General features: G+C 33.5%; 18 protein-coding genes and 1 other RNA gene. 2 read left to right on the top strand and 17 right to left on the bottom strand.

The genetic code is table 11. The features are described from left to right. Nucleotides 1-29 precede the first annotated feature (29 nt). A complete protein-coding gene (locus DW269_RS00165; protein ID WP_117458021.1) occupies nt 30-569 on the top strand; it encodes a YfcE family phosphodiesterase in 540 nt (179 codons plus the stop codon). A gap of 32 nt (nt 570-601) precedes the next feature. Here the strand turns inward: DW269_RS00165 and DW269_RS00160 are convergent, their stop codons facing one another. The 10 genes from DW269_RS00160 to parE form a co-directional block, all read right to left on the bottom strand. Then, entirely contained in the window at nt 602-928 is a 327-nt protein-coding gene (locus tag DW269_RS00160; protein WP_117458020.1) for a helix-turn-helix domain-containing protein, read from the bottom strand. 98 nt (nt 929-1,026) lie between these two features. Beyond that, a complete protein-coding gene (locus tag DW269_RS00155; protein WP_117458019.1) occupies nt 1,027-3,336 on the bottom strand; it encodes a U32 family peptidase in 2,310 nt (769 codons plus the stop codon). Continuing rightward, nucleotides 3,337-4,029 (bottom strand): 5'-methylthioadenosine/adenosylhomocysteine nucleosidase, encoded by a 693-nt coding sequence (locus DW269_RS00150; protein WP_117458018.1) that lies wholly within the window; start codon nt 4,027-4,029, stop codon nt 3,337-3,339. A 1-nt stretch (nt 4,030) separates the two neighbouring features. Next, nucleotides 4,031-4,744 (bottom strand): class I SAM-dependent methyltransferase, encoded by a 714-nt coding sequence (locus tag DW269_RS00145; RefSeq protein ID WP_117458017.1) that lies wholly within the window; start codon nt 4,742-4,744, stop codon nt 4,031-4,033. Further along, a complete protein-coding gene (gene rsfS, locus DW269_RS00140) occupies nt 4,744-5,088 on the bottom strand; it encodes a ribosome silencing factor (RefSeq protein WP_117458016.1) in 345 nt (114 codons plus the stop codon). Before rsfS ends, DW269_RS00145 begins: the two co-directional genes overlap by 1 nt. Beyond that, complete coding sequence (locus tag DW269_RS00135; protein ID WP_117458015.1) at nt 5,081-6,181, bottom strand: nicotinate-nucleotide adenylyltransferase; 1,101 nt, start codon at nt 6,179-6,181, stop codon at nt 5,081-5,083. Before DW269_RS00135 ends, rsfS begins: the two co-directional genes overlap by 8 nt. Beyond that, on the bottom strand, nt 6,181-6,465 hold the full coding sequence (gene yhbY, locus DW269_RS00130) for a ribosome assembly RNA-binding protein YhbY (protein WP_117458014.1): 285 nt from the start codon (nt 6,463-6,465) through the stop codon (nt 6,181-6,183). Before yhbY ends, DW269_RS00135 begins: the two co-directional genes overlap by 1 nt. 11 nt (nt 6,466-6,476) lie before the next feature. Continuing rightward, nucleotides 6,477-7,565 carry a ribosome biogenesis GTPase YqeH gene (gene yqeH / locus DW269_RS00125; protein WP_117458013.1) on the bottom strand — a complete coding sequence of 363 codons (1,089 nt, stop codon included), beginning with the start codon at nt 7,563-7,565 and terminating at the stop codon, nt 6,477-6,479. Between the two features lie 71 nt (nt 7,566-7,636). Continuing rightward, nucleotides 7,637-10,186 carry a DNA topoisomerase IV subunit A gene (gene parC, locus DW269_RS00120; protein ID WP_117458012.1) on the bottom strand — a complete coding sequence of 850 codons (2,550 nt, stop codon included), beginning with the start codon at nt 10,184-10,186 and terminating at the stop codon, nt 7,637-7,639. 10 nt (nt 10,187-10,196) lie between these two features. Further along, nucleotides 10,197-12,128, bottom strand: coding sequence for a DNA topoisomerase IV subunit B (parE, locus tag DW269_RS00115; RefSeq protein ID WP_117458011.1), 1,932 nt, complete (start codon nt 12,126-12,128; stop codon nt 10,197-10,199). 104 nt (nt 12,129-12,232) lie between these two features. Here parE and plsY point away from each other — a divergent pair, with 104 nt between their 5' ends. Further along, nucleotides 12,233-12,841, top strand: a complete 609-nt coding sequence (gene plsY, locus DW269_RS00110; RefSeq protein ID WP_117458010.1) for a glycerol-3-phosphate 1-O-acyltransferase PlsY — start codon at nt 12,233-12,235, stop codon at nt 12,839-12,841. A gap of 14 nt (nt 12,842-12,855) precedes the next feature. Here the strand turns inward: plsY and DW269_RS00105 are convergent, their stop codons facing one another. The 7 genes from DW269_RS00105 to yfmF form a co-directional block, all read right to left on the bottom strand. Next, nucleotides 12,856-13,488, bottom strand: a complete 633-nt coding sequence (locus DW269_RS00105) for a histidine phosphatase family protein (RefSeq protein WP_117458009.1) — start codon at nt 13,486-13,488, stop codon at nt 12,856-12,858. A gap of 27 nt (nt 13,489-13,515) precedes the next feature. Continuing rightward, a complete protein-coding gene (locus tag DW269_RS00100; protein WP_006506632.1) occupies nt 13,516-13,719 on the bottom strand; it encodes a YneF family protein in 204 nt (67 codons plus the stop codon). 123 nt (nt 13,720-13,842) lie between these two features. After that, nucleotides 13,843-15,813, bottom strand: coding sequence for a transketolase (gene tkt, locus DW269_RS00095; RefSeq protein WP_117458008.1), 1,971 nt, complete (start codon nt 15,811-15,813; stop codon nt 13,843-13,845). Between the two features lie 96 nt (nt 15,814-15,909). Next, nucleotides 15,910-16,137: a DUF896 domain-containing protein gene (locus DW269_RS00090; RefSeq protein WP_022424391.1), complete on the bottom strand. Its 228-nt coding sequence runs from the start codon at nt 16,135-16,137 to the stop codon at nt 15,910-15,912. A gap of 29 nt (nt 16,138-16,166) precedes the next feature. Next, nucleotides 16,167-16,324: non-coding RNA, 6S RNA (gene ssrS, locus DW269_RS00085), on the bottom strand. A 34-nt stretch (nt 16,325-16,358) separates the two neighbouring features. Continuing rightward, on the bottom strand, nt 16,359-17,651 hold the full coding sequence (gene yfmH / locus DW269_RS00080; protein ID WP_117458007.1) for an EF-P 5-aminopentanol modification-associated protein YfmH: 1,293 nt from the start codon (nt 17,649-17,651) through the stop codon (nt 16,359-16,361). Further along, nucleotides 17,623-18,915: an EF-P 5-aminopentanol modification-associated protein YfmF gene (gene yfmF / locus DW269_RS00075; RefSeq protein WP_117458006.1), complete on the bottom strand. Its 1,293-nt coding sequence runs from the start codon at nt 18,913-18,915 to the stop codon at nt 17,623-17,625. Before yfmF ends, yfmH begins: the two co-directional genes overlap by 29 nt. Between the last annotated feature and the right edge of the window lie 7 nt (nt 18,916-18,922).

Raw genomic sequence — 18,922 nt, 5'->3', positions numbered from 1 at the left:
TAATTTATAATATTTTAGAGGTGGTTAAAATGAAGATGTTAGTTGTAAGTGATTCGCATATGTATAACGATATATTAGAAAATATAACAAATAAATGGAAAAACAAGGTGGATTTATTGGTACATTGTGGAGACTCCTCTCTCCTTCCAGATAATCCATTACTTAAAGATTATGATATAGTTGTACATGGAAATCATGATGAAGAAGTCTTTCCTCACTATGTAGTTTACAAAGATATATTTGTGACCCATGGTAATGATTATCATGTCTATGCAGGCTATGATGAACTTATAAAAGCATGTAAAGAAAATCATTGCACGATATGTTTTCATGGACATACACATGTGCCTACGATTCAGATTCATGAAGGAATCATTTTTGTGAATCCAGGTAGTGCGATGATCAATCGAGGAAGTTATGGTTATGGAACATATGCCATTGTGGAGACAGAACCATTTCATGTCATCTATTATGATAATCTAGATCATCATATCTGTAACAAGGAAGTTCTTGAAGAAGGTATGGTATTACTTGATGAATTTAAAAAGATTGTAAAGAATATGAAATAAGGGAGATAGCGAACTATCTCCCTTTAAAAATACTATTTTTCTTCTAGTCTTTTTCTCTTATATTCAATGATGAACATGACTTCCTTTAGATCTTCATCTGGTAATTCAGATAATAATCTAGCAATATTCGCAATATTATAGTAGTCATATTTCTTACCACTCATGATTTCTTCTACACTACGTCCATATAAGCGTGAAAGAATTTTTAATTCCCCTACTGTTACATCTCTTTTACCATTTTCAATATCTGAAATTGCAGAATGAGGTACATTAAGATGTGCAGCAACTTCTTTTTGTGTTAAGTTCTTAAAAGTTCTATAAGTTTTTAGACGTTTAGCGAGATCCATATCTAATGCCATAAGTTTACCTCCCCATTTCTATCTGTAGTTTATTATAACACAAAAAAATAAAGGTGGCAATTTAGGAATTATGAAAAATATAGATTTTATCTAAAATATTATTTGAAATATCCTACTACATAAGGCTTCTTTAAATCACTTTTTTTCCCTTTAGAAGTACGTTTTTTTATGTCTTCTAAAACGGTTACAGTCTCATTTTCATCTTCTGTAGTCAACATAATAAAATATGAAATATTTAGAGATTGATGGTTTTCTACATAGATTGGTTCATTATGTAGTATATGATTACGACATTGATCATCAGTAAAGATATCAAAAGAAACACCTTTTCTATCTACAATCTTATAAGAATGTTTTTTGCACATACCACAATGTGGTACTTTCTTATGGAAATAAGATTGTGAAATGACACAGTGTTCAGTGATCATATTCTCTGTTTTACCATAGATAGGCAAAATAAGATCAACATTATAATCCTTCATCTGTTTAATCTGTTTTCTTGTACATTCAAATGATGCAATGACTGATTCTTTAAATGCATAAGCATCATAATGGTTATAAATATTAAATCCCTGACCAATAATAAGAGGATGATCTTTTAACAATCTATAACTGCCAAAGTCATTGACAATTAACGTATTGAATTCTTTCAATAAAGGATTGTGAATGACTTCCTGTATATCTTTATCATGCATAATACGAGGCAGATAAAGATTAGGTACTTTATCATATTTTTTGAAGCATTCTAATGCTTCTTTTAGATCTGCATCATAGTAGTAGTAGACATGATCATAATATCTTAAGGCAATTTCTAACTGTTTTATATTAGAAACTACTACATGATACTCAGATACACTTTGTGGAATGACTTTAAGAGGCTGTATTTCTTTAATAGGAGCCTTGTGGTGCTTTTTAAAGGCAAATAATGCATCTAGCTTAGAAAGTGCCTCACGACGCATATTATTAATGATTGTGATAGGTATAAATAATTCACCATATAACTCTACATCAATCTTATCTGCTTCATACACAGTATGACCAAGCTTATTGAGATGATCAATGATATTCTCTTTAGTGGCAGCACGCTTTGATGCTTCTTCAATGATTTGTTCACTTACTACAGATACTTTTTCTTCATCACATTTTACAACAAGCGTACAAGGCTTATTAAGAGATGCTTTAAAGTACATATCAATCTTTCGATATTTCTTTTCTTCCTGATATGTTTTCTGCATACGGTTAATTGTATCTACACTGATTGTCTTATTAACAGTTCCACCCTTCACTACATCATCAAACTCAATCTGAACATTCATGCCTGCTTCTGCTTTATTGATGAGCTTATTTTGATAATAAATCTTATTGACAGGTCGTCCTTTATCTATTTCAGTAAAGACAATAGAATCACCCTGTGTTAAATCATTTTTTAGGGCTATAGAGACACGTTTACTACGGTAGTCATATCCTTTAACATAACCTAAGAAAACGCCCTGATTACCTGAAAATGTCTCGTCTACAATCTTATCAGCATGAAATGGATAACCAGATGTATAATGACGATTAAACATCTGTTTCATATCATTGAAGTTCTCTTTTGTATAGCTAGGTGTATTCTCATAATAATGTTTAATAGCTTTAGAATAAACCTGAGTGACTGCAGCTACATATTCAGGACGCTTCATACGCCCTTCTATCTTTAAAGAAGCAACACCTGCTTCAATATATTCATTAATATGATCAGATGTACATAAATCCATTGTAGACATGAGATAACTTGTATCAATCACTTTGCCATCTTCTTCTAAACTATAAGGTAAACGGCATGGCTGTGCACAGGCGCCTCTATTACCACTTCTTCTACCAATCATACTAGACATCAAACACTGTCCAGAATAAGCCACACATAATGCACCATGCGCAAATACTTCTATTTCTAAATCTGTATGAGAACAGATATATTTAATTTCATCAATGGTATTTTCTCTAGCAAGAACAACTCTTTTAACACCTAGATCTTCAAAATAACGTAATGCCTCTAATGACATCACACTCATCTGAGTAGAAGTATGAAGTTCCATATCAGGATATCTTTCATGAACAAGCTTTAATAAGCCTATATCCTGAATAAGAAGTGCATCTATTTGTAACTCATATAAATTATCAATTAATGAAATGACATCTTTCATTTCATCATCTTGATATAATGTATTAACAGTTACAAATATTCTTACATTTCTTAGATGAGCATACTGAATAGCCTGGTCTAGTTCTTCTAGATTAAAGTTCTTAGCGAAGGCACGTGCTGAAAAGGCAGTTGTTCCAAGATAAATCGCATTAGCGCCATTCGCAATAGCGCCCTGCAGAGACTCAAAATCACCTGCAGGGGCCAATAATTCAATTCTATTCATTTATACGAGCTTTTGAGCTAAATCATAGCACATACGTGCTGATGATTTTGCAGCTTCCTTAAGATATTGATCAAACTGGATAGAACTGCTGCCTTTATCAAAAATATCACTTAAGCCACGCGCAATAATAAATGGTTTATTAAAGACTGTACATACCTGAGCTACTGTTGCAGCTTCCATTTCAGAACATAATGCATCAGGGAAGTGTTCTTTGATTGTATCTACCTGGTCTTTTCTTGCAACAAATTGATCACCAGAGACAATAAGACCACTATATACTGTTAAGCCATTATGTTCAAAGATTTCTTTTGCATAAGAAACAAGTGTCACATCGGCTTCATAGTAAAGAGGCATATCAGGTACTTGTCCATATGGGCGTCCAAAAGCAGTGACATCGACATCATGATGCGCTACCTTTTCACTGATGATGACATCTCCGACATTTTCTTTTAAATCAAGTCCACCTGCAGAACCAACATTGATGACATGATCAATATCAAAGTTCTTTAATAAAAGAGTAACTGAAATAGCTGCATTGACTTTACCAATACCACCCTGGACAACTACAACTTCTTTTTTTCCTAATAAACCTTCATAAAAATGATAATTACATTCCTGGTATTCTTTTTCAACATTCATTAAAGCAAGTATTTCATTGACTTCTTCTTCCATTGCACCAATAATACCTAACATGTTAATCCCTCACTTTCTTTACTACAAATATAATACGTTCACACTCTTCCTTGTATTCACCAAAATCACTATAATAAGCAATTGACTTAAATCCTGCTTTTTTAAGCATCTTAACATATTCTTCAACAGGAAGTGTTTTTTGACGATGTGTTTCATCAACATGATGACCATCTTCATCAATAATAATATGATGGGTAATTCCACCTTTATGATCACTTTCTACATCCCATGAGAAGAAGAAATCTTCATCTTCATTCTTTTCATGGTAATCATCTAAAATCACATTACATTTATAAAGACTGTTCACATCAAAAATAAATGTTCCATTATATTTTAAACCTTCATAAACATTATTAAAGACATCTTGCACCTTCTTTTTGCTTAAAACATAGTTAATTGCATCTGTTAAACAAAGAATAGTATCTACAGGCTGAGATAAGGCAAAATCACACATATCAATTGTTTCAGTTAGAAGTTCAACACCTTCATCCTTGGCTTTTAAAGCAGTGATATTTACCATATCTTCAGATAAATCAGTAGCTAGAACCTGATGACCTTCTTTCGCAAGTTCAATAGCAGTTAATCCAGTTCCACATCCTAGTTCTAATACTGTTTTAAGATTAGCGTGTTTATGAATAAATTCTAAATAATCTGAATAGAAGTCCGGGTCCATTAAAGAATCATAATAATAAGAAAACTCTTTATAGGCAGCCATTATGCAAGATACTCCTTGATATCAATAGTAGGCATATCACTCCATAATTTCTCTAAATTATATTCTTTACGTGCTTCTTCAGAGAAGATATGACAGATCACATCACCTGCATCAATAAGGATCCATTCCGCATTACCACGGCCTTCTATGCTTTTAATTTCAAAACCATTTATTTCACACTGGTCAACTACATTATCCTGAATCGCATTTAATAAGCGTTTATTAGATGCAGTACATAAAATAAATGTGTCATATAAAGGAGAGGCGTTCTCCATATTGATTGCCACAATATCCTGGGCTAATTTGTCGTTCATTGCTTTTACAATACATTCTACTTTAGTCATTATTAACTCCTTTTACATATTTATCATAAACTTCAAAGAAACATGGGTCGATTGGACGATGCTTCTTTGTGGAAAATTCATAAAAATCAGTCAGACAGTTTCTAAATCCTGCTTCAATATCATGTTTACATAAAGTAATCTGTTCTGATGAATCATAACCTCTTAAAGGGTCTAATTTATCAGCACAATATAAACACATACCAAGAAGACTCATAGATGTAGAAGCTGTTGTATGATCTTCAATGGCTTTTAAGATTTCTTCATCACTGATAAGAAATTCATTCTCACATACATAACGTGAAAGCCATTGATGCCAGATAGGTTCAGGCTGATCTAAATGAGATGCATAATACTTCTTCATCAGTTTTTTAGCCTGATTATGAGGCATTTCTTTTGCAACATCATGCATCATACCAGCAATATAGCCTTTGAGAGGATCAATGCCATTGCTTTTACAGAAATCTCTTGTGAGAGAAGCGACACTTAGAGTATGCTTATAGCGTTTTTCTTTCATTCTATTTCTAATCATTGTATCAAGATATAAGCCATTTTTAGAAATATATTTGAGTACATCTTTATCGAGCATATCTAATGCCCCTTCTTTGATTTCTGTGCTAGATGCAGTTATTTCTACATTATCCATCTTAATAAAGTGATATCTCTCTAAATTAGGATGAGCTGTAGGATAACCACCTCTATTAAAGGCTACTAGCTGGACTAATTCTGATATTTCTTCAGCTTGTTTCCATTTTTCAAACGCCATAGCCTGATCCATACCCATTAAATAATATAAATTATCATTAGGATACATTTCTTTTAATGCATGAATCGTATTAATTGTATAATTCTTTTCATTACTTGTAGAATCAAGCTCAATAGTACAAACCTTCATTTTTGGTTCCTGGTGAATCGCAATCTCTATCATTTCTTTACGCATATCGCCAGGGGCATTCTGTTTATCCTTCCAAGGGTTGTTTTTAGTAGGAATGAAGTAAAATGAATCAAGAGAAAGCAAAGATAAAGCCTCCTTTGCAATCTCTATATGCCCTTTATGGATAGGATCAAAACTACCACCAAGTAATCCAATATTCATTAGATCTTATAAATTCCTTTTTCACTTGATTTATAGAAAACGATTGTATGTCCAATAATATGAACAACATCTGCTTTAGTACCCATTGAGATTTCTAAAGCTACTTCATTCACTGTTTCAGGGCAAGTATCTAATAACTTCACTTTAATAAGTTCTTTAGCCTTTAATGCATCATTGATGCTGTTGATCTGTTTTTCTCCTACACCATCTTTACCAACCTGAAAAATTGGCTTTAAGTTATGTGCTTCGCTTCTTAAAAATTTTTTCTGTTTACTATTTAACATTCATATATCCTCTAAATTAAACTTTCTCTCATAAATACATCAATACCTTCAGGTACATAAACCTTGATCTTGCCTTTAGGTGCATGAATACATATAAATCCTAAACCAGAGATCACAATATCACGTTTTTCTTCTGGTAAAGTAAATTCATAAGCCTTCATTTCTTTCATTGATGAAGCGGGTCCATAAACCTGTAACTGTTTATGTCTATTAAATAATTCATCTGCTTTTTCAGTCTTTGTACGATGAATCTGCATATTTCTAGAAAAGTAGCAGATGAAGTTTCCTTTATCTCCCTTTGTATAATCAATTCTTGCAAGACCGCTAAAGAAGATTGACTGATCATCATTCAACTGGTATATCATAGGCTTTACTTCACCCTGAGGCATAATATAAGCCAAATCCTTTTCATCTACAACAGATGTGTACTGATGTTCATTCATAATACCTGGAGTATCATATAAAGATGAATGATCATCAAGAGGAATCTTGATTAAATCAAGAGTGGTACCAGGGAATTCACTTGTAGTAATAAGATTAGATGCATCTGAATAGTTCTTCAACATACGGTTGATAAATGTAGACTTACCAACATTAGTAATACCTACAACATATACATCACGGCCATGACGGTATTCATCAATCTTATCAAAGATTTCATCAAAGTTCATATTTTTCTTACCACTTGTAATAACTACATCAAGAGGCTTGATACCATATTCCTTGAACTGTCTTCTTACCCATGTATTAAGTCTATGTTCCTTTAAAGACTTAGGTAAGATATCTCTCTTATTCGCAAGTACAAGTACATCATTATATCCAATATGACGCATAAGACCAGGCACAAGAGAACCATTAAAGTCAAATAAGTCAACGATATAAACAACTAAACAATCTTTTTCTCCTACAGTCTGTAAAACATGTAAGAAATCATCTTTAGTTAAATGAGATTCCATCTTCTGATGATAATGCATTAATTTATAACATCTCTGACAAAGAATCTTTTCCTTGCTTAAAGCAGATTCTGGCACATAGCCAGGCTTTTTTGTATCAGCGCATTGAATGATGGCGCCACATCCATAACATCTTATTTCTGTCATATATACCTTCCTTTTCTTAGGTCATTTTACACTATTTTTATTCAATTACATAGAGCTAGCAAGGATATTTCCTACTTTTCATCAAGATAATCATCCATTGAAATGAATTCGAACTCAGTATCAGGGTCCCCTTCCATTTCATCAAAGAGATTTGGATCTTTAATTGTAAGATCTACTTTATTTTCTTCTACTTTCTTTTGTACATGCTCTTCAATAATCATAGAACGAGTGAGATGTACATCATCAATAAAGTCAAATGGACATTGTTTTAAAGTGTTAGCCTTTGTGCTAAGTGCACCAAAACTAATATCTTTAGACACAATCTTCATTGTTTCTGTACCACTCTTAACTACAAATTCATCCTGTGGATTAGAGATGAATCCAGTAAAGATTTTAGTTGGTTTAGTTTTTAATGACTTAAATAGTAATGTTCCTTTTGTTGCACGATGACATGCTGGAATATCACTGATATGTATACGTTTGAAATGTGCAGGGTTTAAAATAAGTAATAAAGAAGAGACAACTGAAGGATCAAAGACACACATAAAGGCCACTTCATCATCACGCATATTAATCCCCTTTACACCACCTGCTTTTACACCTAATACAGATATTTCATCTTCACTATATAAAGTACCATATCCTGCTTTAGTGACAGTAATAATCCCCTTTGTTCCATCACTGATATCAACACTCACTAATTCATCATTGTCTTTCAAGTTCATACACTTTAATGGCTTAGAGAAGCGGCTAACATTAAAGTCTTTAATACTTACACGTTTAATTTGTCCATTCTTACTTGATAAGACAACATATTGGTCTAAATCGAATGATTTTACAAGAATATTACCAATAATCTTCTCATCATTACCTAATTTAATTAAATAACTTAGATGTTTGCCTAAATCCTTCCACTTGAAGTCTTCTAACTTATAAACAGGGACAAAACAATAGTTACCCTTGTTAGTAAATGAAAGAATAACATCAAGTGTATTGGCTTCAAATAGGTCAACAAGCATATCCGTATCTTTCTTACCAAATGTATTTTCATCAGATGCCTTATAAGAACGTGTAGAAATCTTTTTGAAATACCCGTCACGTGTAATAGAAACATACACATCTTCAGAAATAATCATTGCCTGCTGATTGACGGATGTATCCATGATTTCATCTTTGATTTCAGTGAGACGAGGTGTTGGATATTTTTTCTTAACCTCATTTAACTCATTTATAATTACTTTTCTTAATACTTTTTCACTATTTAAAATCGCATTTAAGCTTTCAATAAGAGCCTGTAATTCTTTCTGCTCATTTTCTAAAGATACAATATCAGTATTAGTTAAACGATAAAGCTGTAAAGTCACAATGGCTTCTGCCTGTCTTTCAGTAAAGCCAAAAGCGTTCATTAAATTCACTTTTGCATCTGATTTATCTTTAGATGCGCGAATTGTTTTTACAACTTCATCTAGAATAGAAATAGCTTTAATAAGCCCTTCTACTATATGCTCACGTTCCTGTGCTTTATTAAGATCAAAAATAGAACGCTTAGTTACGACTTCACATTCATGCTTGATATAGCCATCAAGAATATCTTCAATACCCATAAGTACTGGACGCTTATCTTTGATTGCAGTCATATTATAGTTATAGTTCTTCTGCAAATCTGTATTTTTAAAGAAGTAGTTTAATGTATTTCTTGCATCAACATCTTTCTTTAAATCTACCGCAATACATAATCCATTACGGTCAGATTCATCTCTGACTTCAACGATTCCATCAATATCACGATTAAACTGAATTTCAGCCATCTTTCTTACAAGTTCAGCTTTATTGACTTCATAAGGAATTTCTGTAATAAGAATCTGATTGATATTTTTCTGTTCAACAATCTTATAACGTGAACGGACAACAACCTTACCACGACCAGTTCTTAAGGCTGTCGCAATATCACTTGCCCCTTCTACTATAGCACCTGTTGGAAAATCAGGCCCTTTAATAAATTGATGAAGATCATCAAATGAGCAATGTGGATGCTTAATACGGTAAATAGTAGCATCAATGACTTCCTCTAAGTTGTGAGGAGGAATATCAGTGGCATAACCAGCTGAAATACCTGTGGCCCCATTGACTAATAGGTTAGGATACTTAGCTGGGAATACAGTTGGTTCATATTCTGTATCATCGAAGTTAAGTGCCATCGGCACTGTTTCTTTATCTATATCTTTAATTAAATCTAACGCAATTGGTGCTAATCGTGCTTCAGTATAACGCATGGCAGCAGCCGGGTCATTATCAATAGACCCGTTATTCCCCTGCATATCTACTAAAGGCATACGCATCTTCCAGTCCTGTGATAAACGGACCATCGCTTCATAAACAGAATAATCACCATGAGGATGATAATTACCAATAACTGTACCAACAGTCTTAGCAGACTTACGATATGGTTTAGTAGGAAGATTTCCTTCCTTCCACATAGCATATAAAATTCTTCTTTGTACTGGTTTTAATCCATCTCTTACATCAGGTAATGCACGATCCTGGATAATATATTTAGAATAACGTCCAAAGCGGTCACCCATGATATCCTCTAAGGACATAATAATATTTTTTTCTGTCATGTTTGATCACCTATCCTTCCATAAAGAAGCTATCTTCTAATGAGAACTGTACATTGTTTTCAATCCATTCACGTCTAGGTTGTACTTTATCACCCATTAATACAGAGACACTTCTTTCTACAATTGCAGCATCATCGATAGTAACCTGAATAAGAGTACGAGTTTCAGGGTTCATAGTTGTTTCCCATAACTGTTCTGCATTCATTTCACCAAGACCTTTGTAACGCTGTACATCATAGCCTCTTCCCATTTTCTTACGAGCGGCTTCTAAATCTTTTTCATCCCAGCAATAAATAACATTATCTTTCTTGCCAGACTTCTTAGAAACTTTATAAAGTGGTGGCATGGCAATATAAACCTTACCTGCTTTAATCAAACCACGCATATAACGATAGAAGAATGTAAGCAATAAGATCTGGATATGTGCCCCATCAGTATCGGCATCGGTCATGATGATAATCTTATCATAAGCACTATCATCCACATTAAAATCAGCACCTACACCTGCATTAATTGTATTAATCATTGTACTGATTTCTTCATTCTTTAGGATATCTGCCTGTGTTGCTTTTTCTGTATTAATAACCTTACCACGAAGTGGAAGAATAGCCTGGAATTTACGGTCTCTCCCCTGTTTTGCACTACCTCCGGCAGAATCACCTTCGACAAGATATAATTCATTCTTACGCTTATTTTTGGATTGTGCAGGTGCTAACTTACCACTTAAGAATTTTGCTTCACGGTTATTCTTACCTTTTCTTGCCTGCTCCTTAGCTTTACGTGCTGCCTGTCTTGCATTAGCTGCCTTGATCATCTTTTCAATCAGTTTCTCTGCAATATCTTTATTTTCTTCTAAGAAATAAGTAATACGTTCAAAAGTCACATTTTCTAGAATATTACGGGCAATAGGAGAACCAAGCTTAGATTTAGTCTGTCCTTCAAACTGAAGATACTTTTCTGGAATCTTAACAGAAATAATAGCATTCAATCCTTCACGTACATCACTACCTTCAAGATTCTTATCTTTTGTTTTTAATAAAGCATATTTTCTTGCATATTCATTAAATACTTTAGTTAAACCAGAACGGAATCCTACTTCATGTGTACCTCCATCTCCAGTACGTACTAAGTTAACAAACGAAATAATATTTTCCTGATAGCTTTGTGTAAACTGCATCGCAATTTCTACTTCTATTTCGTTATTAGTATCATCAAAAGAGATAATAGGTGAAACAGCTTCTTTATCATTATTGATCCAGTCTATAAATTCTTCTAAGCCTTTTTCATACTGATATGTTTCATCTTTATCAGTACGTTCATCAATAAGTTCTATTGTCATTCCCTTTAATAAGAATGCATCTTCACGGAGTCTTTCACTAATTGTCTGGAAACTAAATGTTGTGGTAGAGAAAATAGACGCATCAGGCTTAAAATGAATAATAGTACCTGTCTTATTAGTTTTTCCTACTTTTTTTAACTTTCCAATTTTTGTAGCACCATTTTCAAAGCGCTGTGTGTGAATCACACCATCACGATGGACAGTCACCTCTAAAAATTCACTTAACGCATTGACGACAGAAGACCCTACACCATGTAAGCCTCCTGAAGTTTTATAACCACCATCTTCAGAAAATTTACCACCTGCATGTAATACAGTAAGAATAACTTCTGTAGTTGGCTTTCCTGTTTCTTTATTAATACCTGTTGGCATACCACGGCCTTCATCTTCGACCGTTACGCTATTGTCTTTATGTAATGTAACTGTGATCTTCTTACCATAACCAGCAATGGCTTCATCAATAGAGTTATCAACAATTTCCCATACAAGGTGGTGTAAACCACGAGAATCAGTTGAACCAATGTACATTCCTGGTCTTTTTCTTACGGCTTCTAGCCCCTTTAAGATTTGAATATCGGATTCATCATAATGTGTATTTGACATGAGCATACCTCCTCAACTTGACTAGTATAACACAAAAAGGTTTTTTTAGGAAAGTTTGATTTTTTGTAGTATTTATGTATAATGAATTTTTGTGAGGTGAGTCGATGAAATATTTAATTATAATCATCTGTTTATTAATAAGTTATCTATATGGTTCAATACCTTTTGCATTAGTCATTGGTAAAGTGTTTTATAATACTGATGTTCGTCAATATGGATCACATAATCTAGGTGGTACCAATGCAGGAAGAGTACTAGGCAAAAAAGCCGGAATAACAGTTATTTTACTTGATGCAACAAAATGTATCATTACCATCCTACTAACAGGATGGATTGCGAAAGTATCTGGTATTTCAGCTAATATCATTTATCCATGTGCACTATTCTGTATGATTGGTCATTGTTATCCTATCTTTGCGAATTTTCAGGGTGGTAAGGCTGTATCAAGTGCAATCGCCTATACATTAATGACTAATATATATGGTTTTATTATCGCAGTTGCGGTATTCTTAATTACATTAAAGACAACTAAGTATGTATCTTTATCTAGTATCCTTGGTGCAACAGCTGTACTTATTGCATCACCATTTATTGGATATTCTACAACTGGAATCATTACTAATATATGTGTTGTCGCACTTATTGTCTATAGACATCGTGCAAATATTATAAGAATAAAAGAAGGAACAGAAAATAAAGTCAAATGGTTTTAGCCATTTGACTTTATTTATTTAGAAAATGATTCATTTGACTGGTGTGGAAGGAAATCATTATTTCCATAAACTTCGACACTAAACTCGCCATTACTATAATCCACAATTGTTTCAGAACAGCCATCCACAACAGGACTATTGACTTTAATATAGTCTTTTCTATCAAGGTTCATGATAGTGGCCATAATAATAGTAAAACAGAATCCATGAGTGACAATAAAGACATTATCATAAGGCTTCTTTACAAGATCATTTAAGAAGTCTTTAACTCTTTCTTCAATTTCATCATAGGTTTCCCCTTCTGGAATACCATTGGATATTTCAGGGTGACACCATAAATCATGATAAGCTTTTTTATATTCCTCTGGAATTTTATCAATTTTCTGTCCTTCTAATATTCCAAAGTTCATTTCTCTAATGCGTTCATCAGTAATGATGGACTGATCATCAAATAAGAGTTTTGCGGTATCATAGGCACGCTTAATAGGACTAGAATAAATAGCATCATAATGGTTATTCTTGATGTGTTCTTTTAATGCAAGAATATTGTCCATGCCTTCAGGACTTAAAGGAGAATCTTTACATCCTTGAAGTCTTTTTTCTTTATTCCAAAGCGTTTTAGAATGTCTAGTAATTGTAATTTTCATATTAAATAAAAATAAGGGTATTATCCCTTATTTATACTGATCATTGACACTTTTCATGATTCTCTTGATCTGAGTTTCGCTAGGTTTACGTCCCATTTCCATAAACATAGCACGAATCATTTTTTCTGAAATTGGTGGGTTTTTCTTTAATTCTCTCTTGAACATCCATCTTGCAAAGAAGAATCCAACAAGAGCACCAATAATTGTAGTAATAATATATCCTGCTACCATTGTAAATACCTCCGTTAACGTTAAATAATTATATCAAACTAGATTATGTTTGTAAATTGTTTTAGTGTTTTAGCACTAATTAAAGAGAGAATATCCTAAGATACCCTCTCTTTTTAGTTGTTTTTATAATGAATTGTATTCTTTTACTACGTTTTCTACAGTAAAGCCATATTCTTTGATGACTCTACTTGCTGGAGCACTCGCACCAAAAGTATCAACACACATAGTCTTACCATCTAAACCAACATATTTATGCCATCCAAAATCAGATAACATTTCTACAGAAAGACGCTTTCTGCAGCTATTTGGTAAAACGGATTCCTTATATTCATCACTCTGTGCATCAAATAAATTCATTGAAGGCATAGAAACAACACGTACTGAATGTCCCTGTTTTTCTAATTCTTCCTGTGCATGAATAGCAAGACCCACTTCTGAACCAGATGCAATAATGATACCTTCTAAGTCACCAGACTCTTTTCTAGCAATATAAGCACCATGTAATACATCTTCATAAGTAGAATTTGTAAGGTTTTCTACTGGCTGTCTAGTAAGAATTAATGCAACTGGCATATTCTTTGTTTCAACAGCAATCTTCCAAGATGCAAGCATTTCATTTGCATCAGCTGGACGTAATACTTCAACATCAATACTGCTTCTAAGCATTGCAAGCTGTTCAACAGGCTGATGTGTAGGACCATCTTCACCAACTGCAATAGAGTCATGTGATAATGGAAGAATGATTGGACATTCCTGTAAAGAACCCATTCTTAAGGCTGCTTTAAAGTAATCACTGAATACTAAGAAGCCCCCTGCTGAGATCTTAACACCCTTATGTAATGTCATACCATTCATGATAGACACCATTGCGAATTCTCTGATACCAAAATATACATTTCTTCCAGTATAGTTTTCACAGCTAAATCTTCCTTCGCCCTGGATTGATGTCTTAGTAGATGAAGATAGATCTGCAGTACCAGATAAGAATGTAGGGTTCTGCTTAGCCACTTCCTGAATAATTCTATGAGAAATATTACGAGTTGCTTCTGTATAACCTGGTTTGAATTCCTTTTGAAGTTCTGTAATATCTAAATGATAATTACCTTCAATAGCATTTTTATATTCTTTATATTCTTCTGGATATTTTTCAGCATATTCTTCAACAGTCTTTAACCATTTCTTATATGCTCTTGTACCACGGTCTTTTACGTTCTTTTTGAAATCAGCATAAACTTCTTCAGGAACATAGAAAGGATCATGGTCAAATCCATAAGATAACTTAGCATTCTTACCGTCTTCTTCACCTAGAGGTGCACCATGAACTTTATTAGTTCCCTGATTGCAAGAACCATAACCAATAACAGTCTTCATGATGATAATAGATGGTTTGAATAACTCTTTCTTAGCACGCTTTAATGCACGGTTGATGGCCTGAATGTCATTACCATCAGCCACTTCGATAACCTGCCAATTCATTGCTTCATATCTCTTCTTTACATTTTCACTGAATGAATATGAAAGAGGACCATCAAGTGTTACTTCATTGGCATCATAGATAACAATTAACTTACCTAATGAAAGATGACCAGCAAGAGATGATGCTTCATAAGTCACACCTTCCTGCATATCACCATCACCACATAATACATATGTGTAATGATCAACAATTGAACAATCTTCCTTGTTGTACTTTTCAGCAAGGAACTTTTCAGCAATTGCCATACCTGTGGCTGTAGGAATCCCCTGACCTAAAGGTCCTGAAGATGCATCTACACCATCTGTGATAGTGATTTCTGGATGTCCAGGTGTTTTTGACTGCCACTGTCTGAACTGTTTTAAATCATCAAGACTTAAATCATAACCAGAAAGATGTAATAAAGCATAAAGTAAAGAACTAGCATGACCACTTGCAAGAACAAAGCGATCCCTATTTTGCCAACTAGACAAAGAGGGATTTATGTTCATCACCTTAGTAAACAATGTGTATAAAGCAGGTGCGCCATCTAGAACCATACCTGGATGACCAGAATTTGCCTTATTGATCATGTCAATACAAAGCGATCTTATTGTAGCGATCGATAAATTCGAATCCATTTCGAGTACCTCCTAATCACCACCATTATACATAATTTTAATGATGTGTAAACCATTTTTACGCAATAAAAAAGACAATCTTTTCATAAAGACTGTCTAGTTTACTTTTTTATGCATTCTTGCTTTAGCAGGAGTGACATCGTTACCATTTGCATCAACAACTTTGATACTCTGAAGCTGCTGTTCAAAGCCCCTTCTAAATTCTTTTAGGTATTTCTGTCTAAGCTTCTGCTGACGAACCTGTTCTTCAGGTGTAAGACCTACTGTCTTCTTTTTATGAGCAAGTGCATTAATTTCATCGATAAGTTTCTGATCAATAGCCATGATGACCTCCTGTATAATTTAAACAAACGAAAAGACCTAAGAGGCGTTGATTATCCCTGTTAAATACAGGTGGGCACCTTGTGAAAAACTTTAGGATCCCTACTCGTAGCAGGTCTTCAACACCGTCTTTCTAACAATCAGGTTCCCTTATCAAAAATGTAGGAAATCCATATACTCTCAGGTCACCACCATTATAGCATAAGTGCCTTTTTAGTCAACATCTAGGCGTTATCCTTAAGTGGTCTAACAATAAAATTAGATGTTAAATCCTTACAAAATAGAGGTAAAATATTTTTAATATCATCGATAGTAAGAGCCTGATAGGCCTCAAATAGATCAAATAAATTAATACCTTCTAAATAGTACTGGCTAAATAATGAAGCAATTGTTTCAATAGAATTAAAGAAGCCAATAAGAGTTCCAATATTATTTCTTTTCATTCTATTGAATGCTTCTTCATCCAATGTCATATGAGGAATATCTTCAATAAGTTTATGTATATGAGATAGAAGTTCCTCAGGTTTAGGACTATCTCCTGCAAAAATAATATGGGAGAAATCACGCTCTTGTGAGAAGTTAGTGAAGAAAGAATCATTGATGAGCCCCATCTTAGTCCATTCATCTCTTAAATCACTACTCTTAGAGAATAACATATCCATGAAGATATAGAATGAAAGCTGTCTTTTGAGTTTTTCTTCTGGTGATTCAGGCACATTGTTTATTTTTATTGCGACATTGACCTTAGTCATAGTAACATCCATTTCATTTTCTTCATAAGCTTTAAAGATAGTTTCTGGTTCATTGTGATCTCCTCTTACAATTGGAGGCATATCATTGAAATCTTTCTTTGCCTGATTATCTCTAATAACGGACATGAGGTGTTCTGGATCAAAGTTTCCTGACACAAATAACATCATATTAGATGGATGATAGAATGTATGATAGCATTTTTGTAAGATGTCATAATCGATTTCCGCTACTGTTTCAACAGTACCTGCAATATCAATTCTAACAGGATGATTATGATAAAGGTTGCTGATGGCACCAAAATAACCACGCCAGTCAGGATCATCATTATACATGCCTATTTCCTGATTAATGATGCCCTTTTCTTTTTCAATACTTTCAGGTGTAACATTGAGTTCCTGCACGAAATCTAATAATAATTCAGTACATTCATCAACATTCGCAGCTGTATTGAACAAATAAGCAGTACGGCTATGAGAAGTGAAGGCGTTACTGCTCGCACCAAGTGCAGCAAACTTTTCTGAGGCATCTCCATCTTCCATATCAAACATCTTATGTTCTAGAAAATGAGCGACACCATCAGGTACTGTGATTAAATCTGTTTCTCCTAGAGGAACAAAGCTACGGTCAATAGAACCGAAACGTGTTGAAAATAAGCCATATGTCTTAGTAAAGCCATCTTTTGGCATCAAATAGACATTAAGTCCATTACTCATCTTTTCATAATAGAGCGTTTCTTTAATTGTTGGATAATAAGTTTTCTTCATAGAACTCCTTTCCAGTTAAGAAATAGATGGTATCTAATTCTATACTTTGAGCACATTTGATGACATCTTCTTTTGTGACATTTTTAATTGCATCCTGTTTGTCTTCAATAGTATCCTGACTATTAATGATATCTCTTCTCCAGTTGAATGAGATAATGGCATCAGGATCATCATCTACTTTAGATAATGTATTGATAAGCATAGTCTTTACCATTGATAATTCTTCATCAGTGATATGCCCAGCCTGTAAGTCTTTGATCTGTTTTCCAATTAACTCTTTAGTCTTATCATAATTATTCATATCAATACCTGCTGCAATGGTCATAATACCATTCATTGGATCATAACTTGAATGAATAAAGTAACATAAGCTGTTCTTTTCTCTGACTACTTGGAATAGTCTAGATTGAGAATAACCTCCTAATAAATTAGAAAATACGCTCATTGCAGCTGTATTTTCACTTAAGGTACAGCAGTTTGCCTTATAACCCATAACGAGCTTAGACTGGACGATATCCTGTTTTTCAATAATATCTAAAAGATGTTTACGATCATTTTGATACATATAGGCACTAGGATAAGGATCATGTTTCACTTCTGGGAACTGTAGCTTTTCTTTGAAGATAGAGATAATACTTTCATCTATATCCCCTACTACATAAACATGCTTATCATCATTTTGAATCATATCTTTATATGTTTTTACAAGAGTATAAGCATTGATGTTTTCCATATCCTCTATATAGCCTGTAGAACGTAATCCTAGCACACTTCCTCTGCCCATATAATCTACCATGCGATCAAAGGCATAGCCCATCTTATCGTCCATATCAGCCATAATACGATATGTGATTTCCTGTTTCTTAAGTTCAGTCATTTCTTCATCAAAATGCCCATCTACAATATAAGGATGATTTACTAATTCATTTAATAAATCTACCTGTTTAAAGAGTAGATTTTCATTGATAGGAAGGAATTCCTGATTAACACATGTATTCTTAAAAGTAATAATATGACCTTTACCTGCAGAAGAAATATTCGCAGAAAGATTTGCACCATATAAATCTTCTAGTGTTCTAGATAAGTCCTTTTGTGTTGGATGCTTCATAGTTCCAGTGATCATTAAAAATCCTAGAACACTTCTACTTGTGACTGTTTCTCTTGTAAAACGTCCTTTAAAACGAACAGAGATTGTAATATCTTTAAATTTCTTAGATGAAATCAAGTGAAGTTGATATCCATTCATTTGATAGATCTTGTTCATTGTATAC

Source organism: Catenibacterium sp. AM22-6LB (assembly GCF_003435615.1).
Lineage (GTDB): Bacteria > Bacillota_I > Bacilli_A > Erysipelotrichales > Coprobacillaceae > Catenibacterium > Catenibacterium mitsuoka_A.
Note: the sequence above shows the minus strand (reverse complement) of the source record. Positions and strands in the feature narration are given on the sequence as shown.